Source organism: Pseudomonas sp. gcc21 (assembly GCF_012844345.1).
In the GTDB taxonomy this organism is placed as follows: domain Bacteria; phylum Pseudomonadota; class Gammaproteobacteria; order Pseudomonadales; family Pseudomonadaceae; genus Halopseudomonas.
Map to the genome: position 1 here is coordinate 1,602,847 of NZ_CP051625.1, position 23,115 is coordinate 1,625,961.

Sequence of the window (23,115 nt, forward strand, 5' to 3'; positions counted from 1 at the left end):
ATCGCTACCAGATATTGAACGTGTATCCGAGGATAACCCGGTTCTCATCGATGTCGGTAGTGTGACTGCCACGGTAGGCTACGTTGCGCCATAAGAGGCTAACGCCTTTGAAATGACCGGTCTGTACGGTGTACCCGATGTCCACGTCACGCTCCCATTCCTTCGCATCAAGACCGCCAATCTCGAAGTTATCACCCCTGACATAGCGCGCCATCAGCTTGAGGCCGGGAATGCCCGCTGCGGCAAAATCGTAGCTATACCGTACTTGCCAGGAATCTTCCTCGGCCCGTAGAAAGTGCTGGTAGGTTACGGTGTTCAGCGCCCAGGGATCGGTACCGCCCGAAATGAACGGCATGCCGGTGTCGCCATCCTGTTCCTGCCAGGCCAGGCCTAGCGCATGCCCCCCGCGAAGCAAAGTGAACATACCCGCCAGGTTCTGGTTGTCGACATTGGTACCGCCCTGATCACTGCTGTCGAAGTAGCGGATATCCGAGCGCAGGGTAAGATTCTCGGTCAGTTTCCAGTCATGCAGAATGTTGGCGTAGTGCTGACTGTAGTTGTCTTGCATCCTGGCGTAGAACCAGGTGCCGGTAAGTGTCGGGCTCGGCTGCCAGGTCGCCCCGGCGTAGTTGAAACGGTTGCTCGCCACGCCGCCGCTTGAGCCGTCAGCAAACATCACCATATCTTCACGGCTGGATGAATCACGCAAACGGGTGCTGCGAAACTGACCGGCGAGCACGCTCAGATCATCAATTTCGTTGAACGCCAGCTGAGCGCCTTCGAAGGTCTGCGGCAATAATCGGGTGTCATTGCGGTAGGCAATCGGCAACAGGGGTTCATGCGTACCCAGGGTAACCAGCGACTGCGAGACGCGGGCCTTGGCAGTCAGACCCAGTGAGCTGAAATTGTCGGAGGGTTGCCCTGCCGAGTTGCGCTGCAAGGCACCCGTGCCGCTGGTGCCATCCCCCGAATCCAGCTTGATGCCCACCAAGCCCAGCGCATCCACACCAAAACCCACAGTGCCCTCGGTGAACCCCGAGTTCAGGCGCAGCATGAACCCCTGCCCCCAATCCTCGGCCTTGCTTTGACCGCTCGGGTTGTCCCTGAAATCGCGGTTCATATAGAAGTTGCGGAGCTGCAATTTGAGCGTGCTGTCGTCGACTAACTCGGCATAGGCGCCAGTCGAATTCAGAATCGTAGCAACGAATGCAAAGACAGAAATAGCTCGCTTCAGGTGCGACAGCACAAACATGATGTTTACCTTTTATTATTGTGTGGAGAGCGACAGAAAAATCGGGAAACGCTGACAACCTACGTGCCAGCGCGGTATCGGTTTTTTCTGGACACAACCAGACGTTAAAGTCTCACTCCGCATTATGTCAAGATCATTACTTTAATTTAATTCAGCGCAAAAAAAAGACCGGCAACAAAGGCCGGTCAGCAGGGGATTTAATGCGATCCCATTTGCAAAATCATTCTTGTTTTATAAGCTGTTCGACCTCTGGCCCGATGCGTTCAAGGGAGACATCCGCCAGGTCTGTTTGAACCCGATTCAGGTAATGCAACAGGCTCACGGCATCGTCGAAGGGCAGGCTTTTCAAGCCTTGCGCATAGAATTCATAGATTTTCTCCTGTAGCTGCTCCCAGTACTCACGACCCTGCTTGGTCATGACTACCAGACGGGCCCGCCCGTCGTCCGGATGGGGTATGCGCAGCACATGCTTGTCACGCTCCATGCGCTTGAGTACGCCGTCCAGGCTCTGACGACTAACCACGAGATATTCTGTCAACTTGTTGAATGAAATGCCCTGCTCATATCCCTGACGTGACAGCGCTCCGAGCACCGCCCATTGCACGGTACTAATGCCCATTTCGTTCTGAACCTGACGCTGCAGAGTGTTCCCCGTCTGGAACAGACGGAAAAACAACCTGTTCGCTACTCCGTCTCGTTCATCATGTTTCATAGATCCCCGTTGCTCCGGTATCCGGTCAAGTTTGCCAGCCCCGCACACCACAGCGGCGGAGCGTCATTTTTTCAGGGTTTCGCGGGTGATGATGTTCTTCATGATCTGTGCGGTGCCATCGCCGATCTGCAAGCCCAGCACGTCACGCAGGCGCTGACCGAAGGGCAGGTCCTCACCGTAACCGGTATGACCGTGCGCCAGCAGGCACTGATTGATCACATCGAAGGACAACTTCGGCCCCCACCACTTGTTCATTGCCGCTTCGGTGCTGTGCGGCAGACCATTGTCTTTCAGCCACAGCGCATTAAAACACTGCAATCGGGCAGCATGCACGAACGTCTGGTATTCGGCTAGCGGGTGGGTCAGCCCCTGGAATCCCGCTAAAGGTTGCCCGAAAGCCTGACGCTCTGTCAGCCATCGCCAGGTTTCGTCCAGCGACACCTGGGCCAATGCCAGACATTGCAAACCAATCAGCGCACGACTGTAATCGAAGCCCTGCATCACCTGTTTGAAGCCTTTTCCCTCATCGCCAAGCATATTTGCCGCCGGCACCTCGACGTTATCGAAGAAGATCGAACCGCGCCCAATAGCCCGCTGGCCGGCGTCTTCAAAACGGGTGGTAGTCACTCCCGGCAAGTCCATCGGTACCAGGAAGGCACTGATGCCGCTGGCGCGCTGTTCGACAGTCCCGGTGCGGGCAAAAACCACCGCGACGTCGGCCTGGTCAGCCATCGAAATGGAGGTTTTCTCGCCATTGAGCACAAAGACATCGCCACGTCGCTCTGCCTTCAAACGCAGGTTGGCTGCATCGGACCCGCCCTGCGGCTCGGTCAATGCAATACAGGCTACCTTGCGACCTGCAGTAATAGCGCCTAGCCATTCGCGTGCGAGATCCGGCGCTGCGTGGCTGGCAATAATCTGGCCATTCAGGGACGTCAACAGCGGAATATAGGCCACGTTGAAATCACCTTTGGCCATTTCCTCGATGATAATGCCGCTGGTCATGCAATCCAGATCGCTGCCACCGAATTCTGCGGGCAGCTCTCCGCCGAGAAAACCCATTTCGCCCATCTGCTGGATCGTCTCACGCTCAATCCTGCCTTCCTTGTCACGCTTGCGGTAACCTGGCGCGAGCACCTCGGCGCTAAACCGCGCGACGCTTTCGCGGATGGCGTTCTGTTCGTCACTGAATGCAAAGTTCATATCTGGTCTCCAAACCCGGCTGGGTTTTACCGGCGGCGGACCGCCGGCATCCTGCTGTTATTTATAGAATTTGCGGAAGTCGGGCTTGCGCTTTTCGAGGAAGGCCTTGGCACCTTCCTTCGACTCGTCGGTGTCGTAGTACAGACTCAGCGCCTGCATACCCAGCGCACCGATACCGGCGATATTCTCGCTGTCGGCGTTGAACGAACGCTTGGCAATCGACAATGCTGTCGGGCTCTTCTCTAGAATCTCGTCGCACCACTTCTGCACTTCAGCGTCGAGCTCGGACTGCGGCACAACCGCGTTGACCAGGCCCCATTCAATTGCCTGCTGAGCGGTGTACTTGCGGCACAGGTACCAGATTTCCCGGGCACGTTTTTCACCAATAACGCGGGCCAGATAAGCCGTACCAAAGCCCGGATCGACCGAACCGACCTTGGGACCGGCCTGGCCGAAAATGGCGTTATCCGAGGCAATGGTCAGATCACATACCACGTGCAGCACATGGCCGCCGCCGATTGCGAAGCCGTTAACGCGGGCGATGACCGGTTTGGGCACCTGACGGATCAGCGTCTGCAGCTCCTCCACCGGCAGACCAATGATGCCGCGACCGTCGTACTGACCGTCATGGGCGCCCTGATCACCGCCGGTACAAAAGGCCTTGTCGCCAGCACCGGTGAGTACGATCACACCTACATTCTTGTTCCATCCGGCGCGGTTGAAGGCATCCAGCAATTCCATACAGGTCTGGCCACGGAAGGCGTTGTAGCGCTCCGGGCGGTTGAGCGTGATGGTCGCGACGCCGTCTTTTTCTTCGTAGAGGATATCTTCGTAGTTCATGTTGTTTTCTCCTGTTAGCCGGCCATGGTCAGGCCGCCGGATACGCTGATCACCTGGCCTGTAATGAAATTCGCATCGTCGCTGGACAGCAAAGCAATGATGCCGGGGAAGTCTTCGGGCTGACCGAGGCGCCGCATCGGCACAGCATTCTTGAATGCTTCAAGCAGCTTCTCGGGATTGTTGGCAGTGTCCGCCACGCCCTTGAGTAACGCGGTATCCGTCGGGCCGGGGCATACCACATTCACGGTGACGTTCTTGGTGGCCAGCTCGCGGGCCAGCGTTTTGCTCAGCCCGACCAGCCCGGCCTTGCACGCGGCGTAGACCGCCTCCCCGGAGGAACCCACGCGCGCTGCGTCGGACGCAATATTGACCACCTTGCCGCCACCCGCCTCGAGCATTTTCGGCAGCACAACGTGATGCATATTCAGCGCACCGGTCAGGTTGATGGCGATGAGCTGCTCCCACATCTGCGGCTCGGTCTTGAGGAACGGCATGAAGCGATCAAAGCCTGCATTGTTAACCAGTACGGTCGGCACGCCGAAGTCCGCTTCGATTGCCCCGACAGTGGACTCAATTGCGGCGTAGTCGGTGATATCCGCTGCATAGGCCTTGGCCTTGCCGCCATGCTCGGTGATCAGATCCACAGTGGCCTGCGCGGCCGCCTGGTCGCGATCAAGCACTGCAACGTTGCAGCCTTCTTCCCCAAAACGAGCACAGACTGCACGGCCGATACCGCCGCCACCGCCGGTGACAATGACTGTTTTTCCGTTAAGACCTTTCATGACGAACCTCTCTGTTATCTGGAAATGGGAGCTCAGGCGCGTTTGGCCGGTGCGATTTCGATGTCCTGCGCCATTTCGCGCAGCTTGAATTTCTGGATCTTTCCGGAGGGCGTGCGGGGCAATTCCTGCATCACCTGCAGATGCTCCGGCAGGTAATTGCGCGATACGCCCTGGTTGGATAGGAAGGTCGTCACTTCATCGAGTGTGAGGTCGGTATAACCGTTGTGCAGAGTGACGTAGGCGCACATCCGTTCGCCGAGGCGCTGGTCGGGACAACCAACCAGGGCGACCGCGGAAATGCCGGGGTGCTTGTAAAGCAGGTTCTCGATCTCCACCACCGGTATGTTCTCGCCGCCACGGATGATCACGTCCTTGGTCCGGCCGGTGATACGGATGTAGCCATCCGCATCGATGGTCGCCAGGTCGCCAGTGGCGAACCAGCCTTCGTTATCCACGCTGTAGAGCTCGGGCCGCTTGAGGTAACCGACAAACAGACTTGCGCCGCGAACCAGAAGATTGCCTTCCTGTCCTGCGCCCAGCTGTTCGTGTTGGTCGTTTTCAACCTTGACCTCCATATAGGGCAGCGCCACGCCATCGCTATGAATAGAGCGTGATGCATCATCTTCCGGATGGGTCATGGTGACAGCGCCATTCTCAGTCATGCCCCAGGCGGAAATGATCCTGGCAGGCAGCACGCCCGCAGCACGCTCAACCAGCGCGCCTGGAATAGGTGCCCCGGCGGAAACAAAAATGCGCAGAGAATCAAGGTTGCCGGTGGCGGTCGGCGCAGTGTCGATCAGATCTGCCAGGAACGGCGTTGAGGCCATGGTGAAAGTCGGTTTCTCAGCCCGCGCGATGCGGCCAAAGGCTTTCGCATCCCAGATATCCTGCAACACCACCCGTGCCTTGAGGTAGACAGGCATCAGCACGCCATACAAAAAGCCGGTCTGGTGCGCCATCGGCGAGGACATCATGATCACGTCGTCAGCGTTCAGGTGCAGGCGTTCAGCATAGGGCTGCACGTTGCTGAACAGGGTGTTGGAGGTATGCAGAACACCCTTGGGCTCGCCGGTCGTGCCCGAGGTAAACAGCAGCTGAATGACATCGTCCGCCGATGGCTTGCGCTCAGCGAACAGCGCCGCGGTGTCGGTTTCCTCTTCCCAGGCACGATCGAGCAGTACTGTCTCGAAGCTGTCGTCACCCTCGCCACCTATCACCAGAACCTGTTTGAGACTTGGTAGGTCAGCGCGAATGCCCGCGACCATGTCCGCGTAATTGAAATTACGGAAGGTTTGCGGCACCACTAATACACGGGTTTCGGCATGGGCCAGCATGAAGCGCAGCTCGCGCTCCCGGAAGATCGGCATCAACGGATTGAGCACCGCGCCTATGCGTGCGCAGGCCAGATTCAGAGCGATCATTTCCCACCAGTTCGGCAACTGACAGGACACCACTTCGCCCTTTGCCACGCCGAGCGCCGCCAACCCTGCCGCCATTCGCCGGGAAATAGCGTCCAGCTGACCATAGGTGAGCTCCGTACGCTCATCAGTGGCTACCCGGTAACTGACAACCGCTGTGGAATCAGGCGTCTCGGAGACAATATCATCTAGATATTCAGTAATGATCCTGTCATTCCATGCACCAACTCGAATCATCTCTTCCCGACGTTCGGCGAAACCAGACGTTGAAATAATCATGCTATCTCCCGGTGACAATAATTGTTCTTGTAGGGTCAGACCTGACGCCCAGTAAGGCGCTGCCTGTTGAACAAAACATTAGGACCACAGGCTCATTATGTCAACATGTTGTCTTTAATTATTTTCTTACCTAGAATAAAACGACCCGGCCCATCAGGGTTTGCTCGGCGCGTGCTCACTTGAATAAAAAAGGAAAACAAATGACTTACCGCAACCTGCAGGTGGAAACCCATGACGCGATCGGCCTGATCCGACTGCACCGCCCGGCCGTCCACAACGCGCTCAATAATGCTCTGATGGATGAGTTGGGAAACGCCTTACGCGCCTTCGAACAGGATTCAGCGATCCGCGCCATGGTCATTACCGGCAATGAGAAAGCCTTCGCCGCCGGCGCGGACATATCGGAAATCCGCAACATGTCCTTTTCCGATGCCTACCTGAACAACTTCGTAACCACCAACTGGGAACAGGCTGCGCGTTGCCGCAAACCGGTGATCGCTGCGGTAGCCGGCCTGGCGCTTGGAGGGGGATGTGAACTGGCGATGATGTGCGATTTCATCATCGCCGCTGAGAACGCCCGTTTCGGCCAGCCGGAAGTCAAAGTGGGCACCCTGCCCGGCGCTGGCGGTACCCAACGGTTGGCTCGCGCAGTGGGCAAGGCCAAGGCGATGGACATGTGCCTGACCGGCCGCACCATGGACGTACTAGAAGCCGAACGCAGCGGACTGATCAGCCGCATCGTCCCGACCGACAAGCTGCTCGAAGAAGCGTTGAGCGCTGCGGCAGCGATAAGCGCTAATTCGGGTATGGCGGCCATGCTGAACAAGGAAGCGGTAAACCGGGCGTTCGAGACAACACTGGCAGAAGGTATTCAGTTCGAGCGCCGGTTGATCCATGCCAGCTTCGCCACCGAAGACCAGAAGGAAGGGATGCAGGCGTTTATCGATAAGCGCCAGCCCGAGTGGCGGCATCGCTGACGTGACGCGATACGATGCCGGGCGGGCTTGGCATAGAGCCGTTGCCCATGCGCAGCTTCAGATTACCCGCGAATACCGCGGGTTTTCTTCCAGTGCCTGGTAAGCATCGAAAACCATACAGATCGAACGCACCAGCAATCTGCCCGCTGGCAATATGTTCAGGCCACCCTCCCCCAGCTGCACCAGCCCGTCCCTGTGCATCTGTTCTAGGACGGGCCAGCAATCAGCAAAGTACTCGCGAAACACGATCTCGAAGCGTTTCTCTATATCGGCAAACTCGAGGTGGAAATAACAGATGAGCTGCGCAATGATGGCTCGACGTATACGGTCATCAGTGGTGCAAACGAGCCCCTTGCTCGTCGCGAGCTGTCCGCTTTCGAGGCTGTACTGGTAAGACCGCAGATCGCTGTCGTTCTGAGTGTAGAGATCGCCCACCTGGCTGATTGCCGATACCCCGAGTCCCAACAGGTCGCAATCACCGTGGATGCTGTAGCCCTGGACATCATGGTGCAGGCGGCCGGTTTCCTGTGCGTTGCTTAGCGCGTCGTCAGCAAGAGCAAAATGCCCCATGCCGAGGTAGCGATAGCCGGCATGGCCGAGTTGTTTCACGCTTTCCTCCAACAGCGCCAGCCGTATCTTTTCGGCTGGCAGGTCTGCCGCAACGATGCGCCGCTGGGATGGGAATTGATCAGGCGCATGCGCATAGTCGTATAGCGATAGCCGATCCGGCCTGAGCTCAATGATGCTCGTTAGAGTTCTGGCGAAGCTGATCGGCGTCTGTTTCGGCAAGCCGTACATCAGATCGATATTGATAGACCGATAAGCCAGCGTACGGCCTGCATCCATCAGCGCCTGCACCTGTTCGAGGCTTTGCAACCGATTGATTGCGCGCTGTACGTCAGGATCAAGATCCTGGACGCCGAGACTGAGCTGATTGAAACCCACCTCACGGAGCATGCCTATAGTCGACCAGTCAGCTTCACGGGGGTCGATTTCGATTCCGTAATCCCCGGTATCGTCATCATGCAGTGAAAAATGCGAACGCAGCTTATCCATCAGCTCTCGCATTTCTGCATGGTTCAGAAAGGTCGGGGTACCACCGCCAAGGTGCAGCTGCTGAACTACCTGGTCGCGGCTGAGAGACTGGCTGATCAGTTCGATCTCGCGGAACAGCGCTTGCAGGTATGGGCGGGCACGGCTGCGGTCCTTGGTAATGACCTTGTCACAGGCGCAGTAATGGCAGAGGTTCGCGCAGAACGGCACATGCAGGTATAGAGAAAGGTCACGCCTGGCCGCCTTGCTGGCTGCCAACGCGTATTCCAGCACCAGCGCGGAGGCATCTTCGTGGAACTGCGACACGGCAGGGTATGTGGTATAGCGCGGACCGGGCTTGTCATAACGGCGAATGAGGTCCGCGTCCCAGCGAATGGGGTTGAACATGGCGCTCTCCGGCTACGAATGCTGATTTCGCGCAGGTTAAACGCTGGCCCGTAGCGCCATGTTGATGCATATCAACACAGGCCCATTTACCAGTAGCCGTTGATCAGAGCATGAACATGGCCTTGGCGCAGACCACAATCAGTGCGGCGTGCAAGAGCAGGCTGATATTGACCCAGCGCATGCCTACCGGGCCTACGGGCGCGCGACGGCGAGTGGCTGCCAGCGCCAGATAATGGACGATGATGGAGAACGCGAGGATCAACTTCAGACTGAGCAACATCGAAAAGTTACTGGAGAAAGGCGTCAGCAGATGTTTCCAGTAATTGGTCAACAGGCCGAACCCCGCGCCATATAACACCAGCGCCACCAGATGAATCACCAACATGAACCGCCGGCGAACGGACTGGTCAAGCTCGCTGAGACTTTGCGCGGGCAGTTGTCTACTGGCCGGCCATAAAACGAATATCTGAAAGAAGAGACTGCCGATAAAGGTGGCGGCAGCGAGCAGATGCAGCGTCTTGAGCGCGAGGTAGGTCATGTCAGGTCCATGGAACGAGCAAAGCGTCAGGATACCGTAAACCGGTGGCGATTTTGAGGTTCAATCACGCGTTCCGGGGGAATAGGCTGGGGTGTTCTGCAGCGCATGGATCGCCCTCTTTCACAGGCTCTGGCATTATCACAACTCATCCCTGGCCCGAATGGTCACAAGAAATGGAAGTTGATGTGCTCAACACCGATCGCCCCGCCAGCCAGCTATCCGCCTGTCACTGCCTGACAGGGACAGCTGAATGACACTCTCCCGCCTGTTTGGCCGCGTTGTACTGGCCTGGTGCCTGGGCTATCCGCTGGTCACGACCGCTGATCAACCCCTTACCCTGGCTGCCGCTTCGGATTTGCGTTTCGCGCTGGAGGAAATCATTCAGGCCTGGGATGCACAGTATCCGCAGCAGGAAGTACGGGTCATTTATGGCTCCTCGGGGCGCTTCGCCACGCAGATACGCCAGGGCGCACCTTTTGATCTCTACCTGTCAGCTGACGCAACCTACGCGCTTGCTCTGCATCAGGATGGCTTTACCGCCGGGCCACCGCAGCCCTACGCCATCGGACGAATCGTGTTGTGGAGCAAAGATAGTCGCTTGGCCGAGAAGGGCCTCGAGGGGCTGGCGGTGTCTCCGCCCAAGCGCCTGGCTATCGCCCGGCCATCACATGCGCCCTATGGCGCCAGGGCACAGGAAGCCTTGCAGGCAATTGGCGCCTGGACGACGGTTGAGCCGCATCTGGTCTACGGGGAGAACATATCCGGCACCGCGCAAATGGCAGAATCGGGCGCGGCGGAGGCAGCGATCATTGCGCTGTCTCTCGCCCTGCATCCGGGCATGCAACGACAGGGGCATTACCAACTCATCGATGACCGTCTGCATGCTCCATTGCTACAAGCAATGGTCGTGACGCGTCGCGCAGCGGACAATGCCAACGCAGAGCGACTGGCCCGGTTCATTCGCGCCCCTGCCGCGCAGAAGATTCTGGAGAAATACGGTTTCGCCGCTCCGCCTGAAAGCCTGGCGCTACCCGCGCCGTAAGCCAAGCGGCTATCATGATCCGATGACTGATTTTCTGCCCGTATCGCCACGATGCTGACGCTCAGCCCGGAAGACTGGACCGCCATAGGCGTGACCCTGCGCCTATGCCTGTTTACCACGCTGATTCTGCTGGCTTTGGGCACTCCCATAGCGTTATGGCTAGCGGCAGGTAACAGCCGCCTGCGTTCGGTTGTTCAAGCACTGGTTGCGTTGCCGCTGGTGCTGCCACCCACGGTACTCGGCTTCTATTTGCTGTTGACGCTTGGCCCGCAGGGATGGGTCGGCGGGACGCTACAGAAACTGGGATTCGACCATTTGGCTTTCAGCTTCACCGGTATTCTCATCGGCTCGGTAATTTATTCCCTGCCCTTTACGGTGCAGCCCTTGCAGCAGGCATTCCGACAGGCTGGTCGGCGCCCGCTGCACGTGGCAGCCTCGCTCGGAGCCGGTCCGCTGGATCGCTTTCTCAGCATAACCTTGCCGCTTGCCCGCAGCGGCTTTGTGATGGCTGCGACCCTTACCTTCGCTCATACGCTGGGCGAGTTCGGCGTCATTTTGATGATCGGCGGCAGTATTCCCGGCGAGACCCACGTGCTCTCGACCACGATTTTCGCGCACGCAGAAGCCATGAATTACGCGGCAGCACACCGGCTATCCCTGCTGCTTATCGGCGCAGCCTTTGCCGTGCTGTTTGTTGTTTATCGGGTTAACGGCGGCCGGACCCCGGCGGTGCAGGCATGACGCTACAGGTGAACGCAGCGCTCAGGTTCCCCGGCTTTGTTCTGGATGTTAACGCGACCCTCCCTACACAGGGCGTGACAGCAATCTTTGGCCGGTCCGGTTGTGGCAAAACCAGCCTGCTGCGCATCATTGCCGGCATTGAGCGCTGCGCCAATGCAGAGGTTCGCTTTGCAGATCAAATCTGGCAAAGCGGCCGACGTTTCGTCCCGTTGGAGCGCCGACGCATCGGACTGGTGTTTCAGGAAGCCTCGCTACTACCGCATCTCGGCGTGCACGAGAACCTGCTTTACGGCTACCAGCGCACGCCAAAACAGCTGCGTCGACTCGAGCCCGGCGAGGCCATCGAACAACTGGGGCTTGCGCCGCTGCTGCAGCGGCAGATACATCAACTGTCCGGCGGGGAGCGCCAACGCATCGCTCTGGGACGGGCCCTGCTGAGTAGTCCGCAGTTGCTGCTGCTGGACGAGCCGCTCTCCGCGCTGGACGCGTCCAGCAAGCGCGACATCCTGCCCTACATCGAGCGGCTGGCCAGTCATTCTGACGTGCCGGTCATCTATGTAAGTCATGCAGCCAGCGAAATCGAGCGGCTGGCGGATCAGGTAGTGTTCATGCGTGATGGGCACATTGACGCCGTCGAATCGCTCCAGCAGGCACTGGCTCGCCCGGATTCGCCCCTGTTCAGTGACGACGGTCCTGCCACAGTCCTGCATGGTCAACTCAAGCCTGCTGACCACACCGGTCTGGCTCACTTCCAGACCGGCTCACTGACCCTGCGTCTACCCCAAGTACCGGGCCCTACGACCAGTGTCAGGCTGCGTATCAAGGCCCGCGACGTCAGTCTGGCGCTGGACCCACCGCAGCGCATCAGTATCCTCAATCACTTGCCCATGCGTATCCAGCAAATCCGCCCTGCCATCGACGGCCGGGTCATTATCGAGGGGAGCCTGGCTGACGGACAAACGCTGCTGTCCGAGATAAGTCACTGGTCCTGCCAGCAGCTAGAGTTGCGCGCTAACAGCCAGGTGTTCGCGCTGATCAAGGCGGTCTCCCTGCTGGACTAACCTGCCAACCACCCGACATCCCGCCGCCTCGGCACCGCCTGGCCTTCGGGTGGCTAGCATTCGTGGCTCAAGCGATTCCCCGCGGCTCGCCGATCACCTAGAGAGTTCAACACTTCATGCCTTGTCGTGACTAAACTCACTCACGAACGACCACTTTATTGAACTGATCCGCAAATGTACAAAATGACAAAACATATCACTTCGATACAACTATAGTTGAGGCGTCGCCCCGCCCGAGGTTCCGATTGCCGGGTGGCGATGTTGGCCAATATGCTTTCTCGCGCCTCAGCGCTCGCCGGGCAAGCAAGCCCTGCCAGCGCTGACGCCTCCGGATACGTGGCCATCCCTAATATTTTTAATCTAATAAGGAGGACATCCATGTCCGTAGGAATCGCAATGAAAAAGGCCCTGATAATGGGGCTCTGCATCGGATTGCTGCCTTTGCACGCCGCTGCTTTCAACCCGCCGACCAACCCACCGACTGATCCAACGGATCCGACTGACCCACCACCCTCGACAGGCACGCCATTGCCGCCTGTATCCAGCGTAGAGAGGGACGGCCCCTATCAGGTCACCATCGACAAGAACACCGGGCCTTCGCGTCAGGGATGGGTAGCACGTCCGGCCACACTTGGCGAAAACGGCGTTCAGCACCCGATATTCATCTGGGGTCCCGGCGCTGGCTCCACGCCAAGCAGCTATGAAGACCATCTGCGCCGTATCGCATCACATGGCTTCGTGGTGTATTCCGAGGTTTCCAGCAGTTCCGGCGACGAAATGACCGATGCGATGGATTGGCTGATTGAGCAGAATGACAGCACGCGCAGCCCGTACCACGAAAAACTCGACACTGGCCGGATTGCAGCCGGTGGTCACTCACGCGGCTCAGTCGGTACGTTCGCAATCGGGGATGATCCACGTCTGACCACTACCATTCACGTCGCCGGCGGCTCATTCGACGGTCGTGGCTCAAGCAATTTGCGTAAGCCTGCTGCCTACATCTGTGGAGAGGATGACACCCTGGCAACACCGAACTGCGAGCGGGACTACGCCGCCACGCGCGTGCCCGTGTGGTTTACCGTCATAGATGATTCCAGCCATACCAGCGCGGCCCGCGACGGCCTGCCGATGATCGTGGCATGGTTGCGCTGGCATCTGGCCGGTGAGACCGAGCGGCGCAGCATGTTTGTCGATCCGAGCTGTGAATTCTGTGGTCCCGGTTACGAGACAGAATACAAGAACTGGTAAGCAGCGAACGAGGCAGGATCGAAACCAAAGGGCCGAAGGACCGGCCTACTGCCCGCTCGATTACACTTTTGCCGGGCATCTGCCGCAAACGGTATCCTTCGCGGCTTCACCCCCCCGTCGCGTTCATGAAACGCACCAGCTGAACCTCATTCACATCAAACTCGTGTTTCTCCGGCTTGTACTGTAGGCCATTACGGATAGCGCGCAGGATGGGTTCATCCGATTCAGGATGCCGACGCGCCAGCGCCCGCAAATCGATCGAGTTCTCATGCCCCAGGCACAGCAGTAACCGCCCTTCAACCGTCATGCGAACGCGGTTGCAGGTCGCACAAAAGTTATTCGAATGCGGCGATATAAACCCGATCCGGCTTTCAGGAAAACCTTCCACACGCGCATACCGCGCGGGGCCGCCGCTACTTTCGGCACTGTCGATGAGGCGATAGCGCTGCTCGATCATCTCGCGCACTTCGCTGCTCGAGCAGAAAGCTTCACCACGGGAGCGCCCCACGTCACCCAGCGGCATTTCTTCGATGAAGGTGATATCCATGCCACGGTCGAGGGCGTATTCCACCAGAGCCGGAACTTCGTCTGCGTTGCGACCCTTCATCACCACCGTGTTGAGCTTCAGGCGTTCGAACCCCGCGGTGCGCGCCGCCTCGATACCGTCCAGCACTTTCTGCAGTTGCCCGGTGCGGGTAATAGCGTGGAATTTATCCTCGTCCAGGCTATCCAGACTGATATTCAGACGCTTTACGCCGGCTCTGGCTAGCGGCTCGGCCATGCTGACCAGCTGCGAACCATTGGTGGTCATCACCAGTTCTTTCAGTCCTGGCAAAGCCGCAATCTCTTCACACAACCAGAGCACGCCCTTGCGTACCAGAGGCTCACCCCCGGTAAGGCGAATTTTGCTTACGCCCAGATTTACAAAGAGTCGCGCCAGTCGCAATTGCTCTTCCAGGGTCAGAATCTGCTGACGGGGCAGGAAGGTCATGTCCTCGGCCATGCAATACACACAGCGGAAATCACAGCGATCAGTGACCGACATCCGCAAGTACTCGATATGCCGGCCCAACCCGTCCTGCATCTGTGTATCAGCCATAGATTGCTTCCCCGCTCAAACAGTCAGCTACTTCCGGACTGCCCAGCTTGTTGAATGTGATCGGATAACTCTTGGATGCCCCGGCATCGGGCTTGTTCCACAGCCTCACTGCGCTGCGTTCCACTTGTCCAGAGCCACGTTGTCGCTGTCGCGGGCTTCAACCCATCGAGGGCCCGCGCCGGTATCCTCCTTCTTCCAGAAGGGAGCCCGGGTCTTGAGATAGTCGATGACATAGTGGCTTGCCTGGAAAGCCGCGTCACGGTGCGCCGAAGTAACCCCGACAAAAACGATCGGCTCGCCGGGCTTAAGGCGGCCGACACGGTGCAGGATATCGAGACGTATCAGGGGCCAGCGCCGGCAAGCCTCGTCAGTTATTTTCTGCAAGGCTTTTTCGGTCATGCCCGGATAGTGCTCGAGCAGCATACCCGCCACCTCCTCACCATCGTTGAAGTCCCTCACATAGCCGACAAAGGCCACGCTGGCACCTACGCCGGCATGCCGACCATGCAGCGCGTTGAGCATCTGGCCCGGGTCAAAGGTTTCGGTCTGGACCTGAATCGCCATTTCAACCTCCGGTCACGGGCGGAAAAAACGCCACCTCGTCGCCATCACGTAGCGGCTCCTGGAGGTCGCACATGTCCTGATTGCGCGCGCACATCAATCGCCGTTCAGCCAGCACGCTCCAGTCTTCCCCACGGGCTACCAACCGATCACGCAGCGCTTCAAGGCTGTCCAATCCGTCATCCCAGGGGAGCTGTTCCTGATCCCTACCGAGCACTTCCCGGTAACGAGCAAAAAACTGTACGGTGATCACTCTTCGTCTCCCGCCTGGTAGTGCCCGCTTTTGCCACCTAGCTTTTCCAGTAAACGGGTAGATTCGATGACCATCCCGCGGTCGACTGCCTTGCACATGTCGTACAGCGTCAGCGCTGCCACGCTCGCGGCGGTCAGTGCTTCCATTTCGACCCCTGTCTGCCCGGCCAGCTTGCAACGGGCGCGAATACGCATTGCATCGGGCTCTTCGGCGATCAGCTCGACTTTTATGCCCGTCAATAATAATGGATGACACAACGGGATCAGTTCGTGGGTACGCTTGGCTGCCTGAATACCGGCAATCCGCGCAACGGCGAAGACATCGCCCTTCGGGTGTCCGCCGGACTGGATCAACTGCAAGGTCTCGGCACGCATCCGAACCAGACTTTCAGCTACCGCCTCACGGGCGGTAACGCTCTTGGCGGTGACATCGACCATATTGGCGTGCCCTTGGGCATCAAGGTGGGAAAGCATCTGTTGTCCTTTAGTGCAGCAAACTAGGTCCATCACTTTAACCAAATGAGGCCGGGTACACACCCTCCTCGTCCGGATTATGGCGCGGCAGCGGGCGGAGCAGGAACCTCCGCTCCAGTCACGCATCTGACACCCATATGCCCTATGCTTCGACCAGGCTCAGCGGCCGCTTTACCGGGAGGGATTGATTTCCTGCCGGCAAAGCGGCCATCATTAGCTGGTTTATCAACATGGCAATTCACATAGGCAAAAGCTATTCACTGGTTAGGCGAAATCAATTTCAAGGAGCCGGTTTCAGCACCTATCATTGCTCATGTCTTCTAACCAACCCGACTCATCAAGGAGTTACACGATGTCCGTTATCAATACGCAAATCAAACCGTTCAAGGCCCAGGCATTCAAGCAGGGCGAATTCATCGAAGTAACTGAAGAAAGCCTGAAGGGCAAGTGGGCAGTATTTTTCTTCTACCCTGCTGACTTCACTTTCGTTTGCCCGACTGAGCTGGGTGACGTTGCTGACCATTACGAAGAGTTCCAGAAGATGGGCGTCGAGATCTACTCCGTTTCGACTGACACCCACTTCACTCACAAGGCATGGCACGACAGCTCCGAAACTATCGGCAAGATCCAGTACACCATGATCGGTGACCCGACTGGCACCATCACCCGCAACTTCGACAACATGCGCGAAGACATGGGTCTGGCTGACCGCGGTACTTTCATCGTCGATCCTGAAGGCATCATCCAGGCCGTAGAAGTCACTGCAGAAGGCATCGGCCGTAACGCAGCTGACCTGCTGCGCAAGGTCAAGGCTGCCCAGTACGTTGCCGCCCACCCAGGCGAAGTCTGCCCGGCCAAGTGGGAAGAAGGCTCCGCTACTCTGGCTCCTTCGCTGGACCTGGTAGGCAAGATCTAAGCAATGCCAGATACCCGGCCCGCCGTGATGCCTCGCGCATCCGGTTGGCGGGCCGGGTTTTTTTCGCCCAAAATTTACCAATTTGACAAAGGACACGCATATGTTGGACGCGAATCTGAAGCAGCAATTGGACACGTACCTGCAGAATATCGTTAACCCGATAGAAGTCAGCGTGTCCGTCGATGACAGCCCCAAGGCTAAAGAATTGAAAGAGCTCGCGACTGAAATCGCCGGGCTCTCGAGCAAGATCAGCATGACCGAGGCCAGCGACAAGCGCTCGCCGAGCATGGCCATCGCGCCAGCCGGCCAGGAGCCGCGTGTACGCTTCGCAGGCATCCCGATGGGCCACGAATTCACCTCGCTGGTTCTCGCACTGCTGCAAGCCGGCGGCCATCCCTCCAAAGCCGATCCTGCGCTGCTTGAACAGGTGCGCAACCTTGAGGGCGAATTCCATTTCGAGACCTATATCTCGCTCTCGTGCCAGAACTGCCCTGACGTGGTCCAGGCGCTGAACCTGATGGCGACACTGAACCCGAACATCACCCATGTAATGATCGATGGCGCATTGTTCCAGGACGAAGTCGACGAGCGTCAGGTCATGGCCGTTCCGTCCGTTTACCTGAACGGCCAGCACTTCGGCCAGGGCCGCATGACCCTTGCTGAAATCGTCAACAAGGTCGACAGCGGCGCTGCGCATCGCAAAGCTGCAGAGCTGAACGAGAAAGCACCCTATGACGTATTGATCGTCGGCGGTGGCCCGGCTGGTGCGGCTGCAGCTATCTACGCTGCACGTAAGGGCATCCGTACTGGTCTGGTAGCCGAGCGTTTCGGTGGCCAGGTGATGGACACCGTGGGTATCGAAAACTTTATCTCGGTTCCCTACACCGAAGGCCCCAAGCTGGTCGCTAGCCTGGAGCAACACGTCAAGGATTATGACGTGGATGTGATGACCGAACAGAAGGCTGCCAAGCTCAACAGCGGCGAGCTGGTTGAACTGACGCTGGAAAGCGGCGCTACCCTGTCGAGCCGTTCAGTTATCCTGGCAACCGGTGCGCGCTGGCGTGAAATGAATGTACCTGGTGAGCAGGAATACCGCGGCAAGGGCGTAGCCTACTGCCCGCACTGTGACGGCCCGCTGTTCAAGGGCAAGCGCGTTGCGGTCATCGGCGGCGGCAACTCGGGTATCGAAGCGGCAATCGATCTCGCCGGTATTGTTGAACATGTGACAGTGCTGGAGTTCGGTGACAGCCTGCGTGCGGATGAAGTATTGCAGCGCAAGGCACGTTCACTGAGCAACGTCGAGATCATCATGAATGCCCAGACCACAGAAGTGCGTGGCGATGGCAAGAAGGTGGTCGGCCTGACCTATACCGACCGCGCAACGGGCGAGAGCAAACCGGTCGATGTAGCAGGCATCTTTGTGCAGATCGGTCTGGTGCCAAACACCGAGTGGCTCAAGGGCAGCGATCTCAAGCTGAGCAAGCACGGCGAGATTGAGATTGATACCCGCGGAGCCACCTCCATGCCGGGTGTATTTGCTGCAGGTGACGTGACGACCGTCCCCTTCAAGCAGATCATCATCGCCATGGGTGCCGGTTCCACCGCTGCTCTGGGTGCATTTGATCACTTGATCCGCACTCCGGCCCCGGCTGCAATCCAGGCAGCCAAGGCACATGCCGAGGCCGAATCCGCCTGACCGCATACCACCAGGCAGGACAAAGCCGCGCTCTTCCAGGCGCGGCTTTTTTTTGGTTGGTATTTAATGCTGAGCTATGCCTTCCCCTCCGGACTCCCAACCGCCGCCCAGTGCGACAAACAATGCAACCTGCGCGGTCGCCAGTGCGGTACGCCCTTGCAGATACTGCTGCCTGGCTTGCAGCGCGCCCCGCTGAGCCTCCAGCACCTCAAAGAGATTGGCCTCACCAAGGCGATAGCTGGTGCGTGCCAGCCGATAGGCGCGCTCAAAATGATCACGGGCACGCTCCAGAGCGGCGTGCCGGCGCTCTTGCCCCTCAATCGCGGCCAGACTGCGTTCTACATCTTCCAGGGCTTGCGTCAGTGCCTGTTCGAAGCCGACATAGGCTGTTTCGCCCTCAATGTCCGCCAGGTCAATAGCCGCGCCACGGCGACCAAAATCCAGCAGCGGCAGGCCAAACATCGCGCCGAGGCGGGCAAAATTCGACGCCGATGAAAAATCATTATTCAGCGCCAGACCGGAACGGCCCATCGCCGCCTGCAACGTCAGGGTGGGAAACAGATCACGGCGGGCGGCCAGCGACTCCAAGGCAGCACTATCCAGTTGCGCGGCCGCAGCAACAAGATCGGGCCGGCGGCGTAACAGATCTACCGGCTGGCCGGGCGCAATGGCGGCGCCGACCAGCGGAACGGGCGCAACAGCTACGGTATCCAGCTCGCGCCCGATGGAACCGGGCGGCTCAGCCAGCAGCGTATCCAGCGCCAGCAATGCTTCGGCCAGGTTGATTTCCAGCTCACCCAGGTCGGCCTGCAATGCGGCACGTTCGGCGGCGGCGCTTTCCACGTCCAGGCGGGTGACCTCCCCTGCCTCGAACAGCAGTCCAGCGATGCGTTCAAGTTCCTGTGCCACTTCTATACCTTCGCGCAGCAATCCTTGCTGCGCTTGCAGTGCGCGGACCTGGACATAGCCTTGCGCAGCGTTCGATGCAACGGCAATGCGCGCTGCGATGGCCTCGGCCTGCGCCGAACGTACCATCTGCCGTGCGCCCTCGGTGCGGGCGCGGGTGGCGCCGAACAGATCCACCTCCCAACTGGCCTCCACCGCCAGCTCCCACATATCGAAGCGAATGGTGTCGTCCAGACCGTACTCCGCCAGCGGGCTGTCCGGCTCCTGCTCGTTACCGACCCATTGACGGCTGGCCGATCCCGGCAGATCAATGCTGGGGAACAACCCCGCCCGGGACAGCCGCAATTGGCCCCGCGCACCGTTGACACGCAACATGGCGAGGCGCACGTCATGGCTCTGCTGCATGGCCCGGTGCACCAGCCCCGTCAACACCGGATCATCGAATGCCTGCCACCACTGCGCCAGTGCTTGAGCGTCGGCCGGCTGTGCCTGGGACGTACCGAACCAGCTGTCCGGCACCTGCGGCGCAGGATGCTCCGGCACGCTGGAACAGCCGCCGAGTATCAGCGCGAACAGCGCAAGGGAGCACTTGAACGGAGCGCCAGTCATTGCACCTCCTCCTGCCTGACTCGCATGAACAGAAGGTACAGGCAAGGCACGGCCAACAGAGTCAGCAGGGTCGCAAAGGCGAGACCACCCATGATGGTCACTGCCATGTTGGCGAAGAAGGGATCGAACAGCAGCGGCACCATGCCCGCGACAGTGGTACCCGCCGCCATGGTTACCGGGCGCAGCCGCGAAGCCGATGCCTCGATAATCGCCGTCAGGCGCGGTATCTCTTGCTGCACCTGGCGATCGATCTCATCGACCAGTACCACGGCATTCTTGATCAGCATACCGGTCAGGCTAAGCAGCCCGAGCAAGGCCATGAAATCAAAGGGCCGGCCAGTAATCAGCAACCCGAAGGTCACCCCACAGATCGCCATCGGCACCACCAGCCAGATCATCAGCGGCTGACGCACCCTGGCGAACAACAGCACCGTTACCAGCACCATTGCCAGGTAGGGCAAGGCCAGTGTGCTGGCCAATGCCTCCTGGGCATCGGAGGACTGTTCATAATCGCCGCCCCACTCTATGGAATAATTCAGCGGCAGCTCCATGGACTCGATGAGCGGGCGGATGCGGCTATGGGTTGCGTTGGTGTTTTCCCCGTCGCGGGGCTCTGCGCGTATGGCAATGGTGCGCTCTCTGTCGAAGCGGCGGATGACGGTATCCAGACTGTTCACCGTGACGCCATCGGCAACCTGCGCCAGTGGCACGTAGGTGTTGGTCGCCGGGCTCCAGATCAAGCGCTGCAACAGGTCGTCGGCACTGACCTGGTCCTCTTCGGTGGCGCGCAGAAGGATCGGAATCAGCTCATCCCTTTCGCGGAAAACACCGACCTGGGTACCTTCACTGGCGGCGGCCAGGGACCGCGCAACGGCTTGCTGAGTGAGCCCCGCATCGGCCAGGCGGTCCAGCGCCAGTTGCGGCTGCACCACCACCACCGGCGCGCGCCAATCATCGCGGATATTGAATACACGCCCCTCTTCCTGCAGGCGCTGCTGCCCCTCGGCAGACAATGCCCGCAGGACACTGATGTCCGGGCCGCTGATACGCGCCTCAAGCTTGGCCTCGGCATTGGGGCCAAACAGAAAGCGCGCCGCATGCACGTCAGCATCCGGGTAGCGGGTCGGCAACGCCTGGTTTATCTCCCGAACCAGGCCATCGATCAGCTCCGCATCTTCGGTGCGCACCAGAAAATGCATGAACGACGGATTAGGCTGCTCGGGCATGTAGGTCAGCATGAAGCGCGAGGCGCCAGCACCGACATAGGTCGACACATCCGTAACCCCATCACGCTGCGCAAGATAATCGGAAACATCCTCAGCGTGGCGGCTGGTATCGCGAATATGCGTGCCCTGCGGCAGGAAGATATTGACGTAGAACAAGGGCGTACTGGAGGCCGGAAAGAAACTCTGCTCCACCCGGCTGAAACCCAGCACACTCGCCACCATGAGCACTACCAGCACGCTTACGGTGATCCAGGGGTGCAACAGAACGCGGCCAATAACCTTGCGAAAGCGCTCATAAACCGCGCCCGAATAGGGTTCGTCAGTGTTCTGCTCGCCCTGCTGCTCGTCCTCGCCCGCCTTGACCGCCTTGCTCTCAAGCAGGTAATGACCAAACAGCGGTACCGCCAGCAGTGCCAGCAGCCAGCTCAACAGCAATGACACGGCGATCACGAAGAACAGCGAGAACAGAAACTCACCGGTCACGTCCTGCGACAGCCCGATGCCGGCAAAGGCCAGAATTCCGATAATGGTGGCCCCAAGCAGCGACCACTGGGTTTGCCGCAGCGTTTTCTGCGCCGCCTCGAGAATGCTCAAGCCGCGGCGCTGCTGTACCAGCATTCCGTCACAGACCACCACGGCGTTGTCGACCAGCATACCCATGGCGATGATCAGCGCGCCCAGGGAGATCCGCTCCAGTTCGATACCCGCCAGCCACATCAGCAGCAGCGTACCCAGCACTGTCAGAAACAGCACAATGCCGATGATCGTGCCGGCGCGCAGTCCCATAGCAATGCACAACACCGCCACGACGATGGCGACGGACATGAACACATTCAGCGCGAAGCTATTGACCGACTCATTGACTACCTGGTGCTGCTCGTAGAGCGGATGAAGCTCCGCGCCCAACGGCATCAGATGCCTCATGTCCGATAGCGCACTTTCGACGGATTCGCCGACCTCGACGATATTGCTACCGGAAACCCCGCTGACGCCCAGCGTCAAGGCAGGCTGGCCATTGTGACGAATAATCTGTGTGGGGCGATCCTGATAATCGCGACGGACCTCGGCGATCGATCCCAGAGGCAGGCTCTGTGTGCCCTGCCCAACCGGTATCGCGCGCAATGTCTCGACAGAATCGAAGGCACCGGTCGGGCGGATACGCACAAACAGCTCGCCGCTGTGCACGCCACCCGCATCGACCACCGCATCGGCATCGCTCAGGGCAGCCATGATTTCCTCCGGCGACAGCCGCAGGGCAGCCAGACGCGCCTGATCGACCTCGACCAGTATCCGTTCCTCCTGAACGCCTGATATCTCGACCTTGCCCACACCCTCTGCGCTAACCAGCCTTCGCCGTAGCTCCTTGGCCAGCTCGTGAAGCTCCTTCAGCGTCATGCCTTCGCCGGTCAGCGCATAGAAAATCCCATACACATCACCGAAATCATCATTGACCACGGGCGGCTGGGCATCCGGTGGCAGGTCGCCCTGGGCATCGTTGATCTTGTTGCGCAACTCGTTCCAGACCTGCTGCAGGGCATCACCGGTAAAGCGGTCCTGAATATCGACGCGAATTTCTGCCTGGTTCGCCATCGAGCGCGAGCGAATTTCCTTTATCTGGGTCATCTGCTGGATCGCGCTTTCCAGCGGTTCGGTGACTTCCTGCTCGACCTCCAGCGCTGTGGCGCCGGGATACTGCACGTTGATGATGGCCTGCTTGATGGTGAATTCGGGATCTTCCAGGCGACCGATTTCAAAAAAAGCGATGCTCCCACCGACCAGGCAGATCAGTAGCAGCAACCAGGTGTTCACAGGTTTACCTATGGCGTAACGGGCAAAATCCATC

21 protein-coding genes are annotated in these 23,115 nt (G+C 58.9%); 7 read left to right on the top strand and 14 right to left on the bottom strand.

Annotated features, from left to right (window positions below; genetic code table 11):
- Positions 1-4: 4 nt before the first annotated feature.
- From HG264_RS07410 to HG264_RS07435, 6 genes are all read right to left on the bottom strand, one after another.
- Positions 5-1,252, bottom strand: coding sequence for an OprD family porin (locus tag HG264_RS07410; RefSeq protein WP_169407063.1), 1,248 nt, complete (start codon positions 1,250-1,252; stop codon positions 5-7).
- A gap of 220 nt (positions 1,253-1,472) precedes the next feature.
- On the bottom strand, positions 1,473-1,964 hold the full coding sequence (locus tag HG264_RS07415) for a MarR family winged helix-turn-helix transcriptional regulator (RefSeq protein ID WP_169407064.1): 492 nt from the start codon (positions 1,962-1,964) through the stop codon (positions 1,473-1,475).
- 63 nt (positions 1,965-2,027) lie between these two features.
- Positions 2,028-3,167, bottom strand: a complete 1,140-nt coding sequence (gene aliB / locus HG264_RS07420) for a cyclohexanecarboxyl-CoA dehydrogenase (protein WP_169407065.1) — start codon at positions 3,165-3,167, stop codon at positions 2,028-2,030.
- Positions 3,168-3,224: 57 nt separating this feature from the next.
- Positions 3,225-4,007, bottom strand: coding sequence for an enoyl-CoA hydratase-related protein (locus HG264_RS07425; protein ID WP_169407066.1), 783 nt, complete (start codon positions 4,005-4,007; stop codon positions 3,225-3,227).
- A 14-nt stretch (positions 4,008-4,021) separates the two neighbouring features.
- Positions 4,022-4,789, bottom strand: a complete 768-nt coding sequence (locus tag HG264_RS07430; RefSeq protein WP_169407067.1) for an SDR family NAD(P)-dependent oxidoreductase — start codon at positions 4,787-4,789, stop codon at positions 4,022-4,024.
- A 32-nt stretch (positions 4,790-4,821) separates the two neighbouring features.
- Positions 4,822-6,486: an AMP-binding protein gene (locus tag HG264_RS07435; protein ID WP_169407068.1), complete on the bottom strand. Its 1,665-nt coding sequence runs from the start codon at positions 6,484-6,486 to the stop codon at positions 4,822-4,824.
- A gap of 200 nt (positions 6,487-6,686) precedes the next feature.
- Between HG264_RS07435 and HG264_RS07440 the strand changes: the two genes are divergently transcribed.
- Positions 6,687-7,463, top strand: a complete 777-nt coding sequence (locus tag HG264_RS07440) for an enoyl-CoA hydratase (RefSeq protein WP_169407069.1) — start codon at positions 6,687-6,689, stop codon at positions 7,461-7,463.
- 57 nt (positions 7,464-7,520) lie between these two features.
- Here the strand turns inward: HG264_RS07440 and hemN are convergent, their stop codons facing one another.
- On the bottom strand, positions 7,521-8,903 hold the full coding sequence (hemN, locus tag HG264_RS07445; RefSeq protein WP_169407070.1) for an oxygen-independent coproporphyrinogen III oxidase: 1,383 nt from the start codon (positions 8,901-8,903) through the stop codon (positions 7,521-7,523).
- 103 nt (positions 8,904-9,006) lie between these two features.
- Positions 9,007-9,441, bottom strand: a complete 435-nt coding sequence (locus tag HG264_RS07450) for a hypothetical protein (protein WP_169407071.1) — start codon at positions 9,439-9,441, stop codon at positions 9,007-9,009.
- Positions 9,442-9,691: 250 nt separating this feature from the next.
- Here HG264_RS07450 and modA point away from each other — a divergent pair, with 250 nt between their 5' ends.
- The 4 genes from modA to HG264_RS07470 all read left to right on the top strand — a co-directional run bounded on the left by modA (position 9,692) and on the right by HG264_RS07470 (position 13,533).
- The gene (modA, locus tag HG264_RS07455) at positions 9,692-10,483 is read left to right on the top strand and encodes a molybdate ABC transporter substrate-binding protein (protein WP_169407072.1); all 792 of its coding nucleotides are present in this window, start codon (positions 9,692-9,694) and stop codon (positions 10,481-10,483) included.
- 54 nt (positions 10,484-10,537) lie between these two features.
- Positions 10,538-11,224 carry a molybdate ABC transporter permease subunit gene (gene modB / locus HG264_RS07460; RefSeq protein WP_218573058.1) on the top strand — a complete coding sequence of 229 codons (687 nt, stop codon included), beginning with the start codon at positions 10,538-10,540 and terminating at the stop codon, positions 11,222-11,224.
- The gene (gene modC / locus HG264_RS07465) at positions 11,221-12,285 is read left to right on the top strand and encodes a molybdenum ABC transporter ATP-binding protein (protein WP_169407074.1); all 1,065 of its coding nucleotides are present in this window, start codon (positions 11,221-11,223) and stop codon (positions 12,283-12,285) included. The genes modB and modC overlap by 4 nt, the downstream gene beginning before the upstream one ends.
- A gap of 378 nt (positions 12,286-12,663) precedes the next feature.
- Positions 12,664-13,533, top strand: a complete 870-nt coding sequence (locus HG264_RS07470; RefSeq protein ID WP_169407075.1) for a hypothetical protein — start codon at positions 12,664-12,666, stop codon at positions 13,531-13,533.
- Positions 13,534-13,639: 106 nt separating this feature from the next.
- Here the strand turns inward: HG264_RS07470 and moaA are convergent, their stop codons facing one another.
- The 4 genes from moaA to moaC form a co-directional block, all read right to left on the bottom strand.
- Positions 13,640-14,632, bottom strand: coding sequence for a GTP 3',8-cyclase MoaA (gene moaA / locus HG264_RS07475; RefSeq protein ID WP_169407076.1), 993 nt, complete (start codon positions 14,630-14,632; stop codon positions 13,640-13,642).
- Positions 14,633-14,737: 105 nt separating this feature from the next.
- Positions 14,738-15,196: a molybdopterin synthase catalytic subunit MoaE gene (gene moaE / locus HG264_RS07480; RefSeq protein WP_169407077.1), complete on the bottom strand. Its 459-nt coding sequence runs from the start codon at positions 15,194-15,196 to the stop codon at positions 14,738-14,740.
- 1 nt (position 15,197) lies between these two features.
- Positions 15,198-15,446: a MoaD/ThiS family protein gene (locus tag HG264_RS07485; RefSeq protein WP_169407078.1), complete on the bottom strand. Its 249-nt coding sequence runs from the start codon at positions 15,444-15,446 to the stop codon at positions 15,198-15,200.
- Positions 15,443-15,919: a cyclic pyranopterin monophosphate synthase MoaC gene (gene moaC, locus HG264_RS07490; RefSeq protein WP_169407079.1), complete on the bottom strand. Its 477-nt coding sequence runs from the start codon at positions 15,917-15,919 to the stop codon at positions 15,443-15,445. The genes HG264_RS07485 and moaC overlap by 4 nt, the downstream gene beginning before the upstream one ends.
- A 352-nt stretch (positions 15,920-16,271) precedes the next feature.
- Here moaC and ahpC point away from each other — a divergent pair, with 352 nt between their 5' ends.
- Together ahpC and ahpF are read left to right on the top strand one after the other, a co-directional pair.
- Positions 16,272-16,835 carry an alkyl hydroperoxide reductase subunit C gene (gene ahpC / locus HG264_RS07495; RefSeq protein ID WP_169407080.1) on the top strand — a complete coding sequence of 188 codons (564 nt, stop codon included), beginning with the start codon at positions 16,272-16,274 and terminating at the stop codon, positions 16,833-16,835.
- A gap of 100 nt (positions 16,836-16,935) precedes the next feature.
- Positions 16,936-18,531, top strand: coding sequence for an alkyl hydroperoxide reductase subunit F (ahpF, locus tag HG264_RS07500; RefSeq protein WP_169407081.1), 1,596 nt, complete (start codon positions 16,936-16,938; stop codon positions 18,529-18,531).
- 63 nt (positions 18,532-18,594) lie between these two features.
- Here the strand turns inward: ahpF and HG264_RS07505 are convergent, their stop codons facing one another.
- The gene (locus tag HG264_RS07505; RefSeq protein ID WP_169407082.1) at positions 18,595-20,046 is read right to left on the bottom strand and encodes an efflux transporter outer membrane subunit; all 1,452 of its coding nucleotides are present in this window, start codon (positions 20,044-20,046) and stop codon (positions 18,595-18,597) included.
- Complete coding sequence (locus HG264_RS07510; protein WP_169407083.1) at positions 20,043-23,114, bottom strand: efflux RND transporter permease subunit; 3,072 nt, start codon at positions 23,112-23,114, stop codon at positions 20,043-20,045. The genes HG264_RS07505 and HG264_RS07510 overlap by 4 nt, the downstream gene beginning before the upstream one ends.
- Between the last annotated feature and the right edge of the window lies 1 nt (position 23,115).

Bases quoted from the DNA above. Each gene is read 5' to 3' on its own strand.
- HG264_RS07410 (WP_169407063.1), bottom strand. From the start codon at position 1,252: ATGTTTGTGCTGTCGCACCTGAAGCGAGCTATTTCTGTCTTTGCATTC.
- aliB (WP_169407065.1), bottom strand. From the start codon at position 3,167: ATGAACTTTGCATTCAGTGACGAACAGAACGCCATCCGCGAAAGCGTC.
- ahpF (WP_169407081.1), top strand. From the start codon at position 16,936: ATGTTGGACGCGAATCTGAAGCAGCAATTGGACACGTACCTGCAGAAT.
- modC (WP_169407074.1), top strand. From the start codon at position 11,221: ATGACGCTACAGGTGAACGCAGCGCTCAGGTTCCCCGGCTTTGTTCTG.
- ahpC (WP_169407080.1), top strand. From the start codon at position 16,272: ATGTCCGTTATCAATACGCAAATCAAACCGTTCAAGGCCCAGGCATTC.
- hemN (WP_169407070.1), bottom strand. From the start codon at position 8,903: ATGTTCAACCCCATTCGCTGGGACGCGGACCTCATTCGCCGTTATGAC.
- HG264_RS07510 (WP_169407083.1), bottom strand. From the start codon at position 23,114: ATGGATTTTGCCCGTTACGCCATAGGTAAACCTGTGAACACCTGGTTG.
- HG264_RS07415 (WP_169407064.1), bottom strand. From the start codon at position 1,964: ATGAAACATGATGAACGAGACGGAGTAGCGAACAGGTTGTTTTTCCGT.
- HG264_RS07470 (WP_169407075.1), top strand. From the start codon at position 12,664: ATGTCCGTAGGAATCGCAATGAAAAAGGCCCTGATAATGGGGCTCTGC.
- HG264_RS07505 (WP_169407082.1), bottom strand. From the start codon at position 20,046: ATGACTGGCGCTCCGTTCAAGTGCTCCCTTGCGCTGTTCGCGCTGATA.
- moaC (WP_169407079.1), bottom strand. From the start codon at position 15,919: ATGCTTTCCCACCTTGATGCCCAAGGGCACGCCAATATGGTCGATGTC.
- HG264_RS07435 (WP_169407068.1), bottom strand. From the start codon at position 6,486: ATGATTATTTCAACGTCTGGTTTCGCCGAACGTCGGGAAGAGATGATT.
- moaA (WP_169407076.1), bottom strand. From the start codon at position 14,632: ATGGCTGATACACAGATGCAGGACGGGTTGGGCCGGCATATCGAGTAC.
- modA (WP_169407072.1), top strand. From the start codon at position 9,692: ATGACACTCTCCCGCCTGTTTGGCCGCGTTGTACTGGCCTGGTGCCTG.
- HG264_RS07430 (WP_169407067.1), bottom strand. From the start codon at position 4,789: ATGAAAGGTCTTAACGGAAAAACAGTCATTGTCACCGGCGGTGGCGGC.
- HG264_RS07450 (WP_169407071.1), bottom strand. From the start codon at position 9,441: ATGACCTACCTCGCGCTCAAGACGCTGCATCTGCTCGCTGCCGCCACC.
- HG264_RS07425 (WP_169407066.1), bottom strand. From the start codon at position 4,007: ATGAACTACGAAGATATCCTCTACGAAGAAAAAGACGGCGTCGCGACC.
- moaE (WP_169407077.1), bottom strand. From the start codon at position 15,196: ATGGCGATTCAGGTCCAGACCGAAACCTTTGACCCGGGCCAGATGCTC.
- HG264_RS07440 (WP_169407069.1), top strand. From the start codon at position 6,687: ATGACTTACCGCAACCTGCAGGTGGAAACCCATGACGCGATCGGCCTG.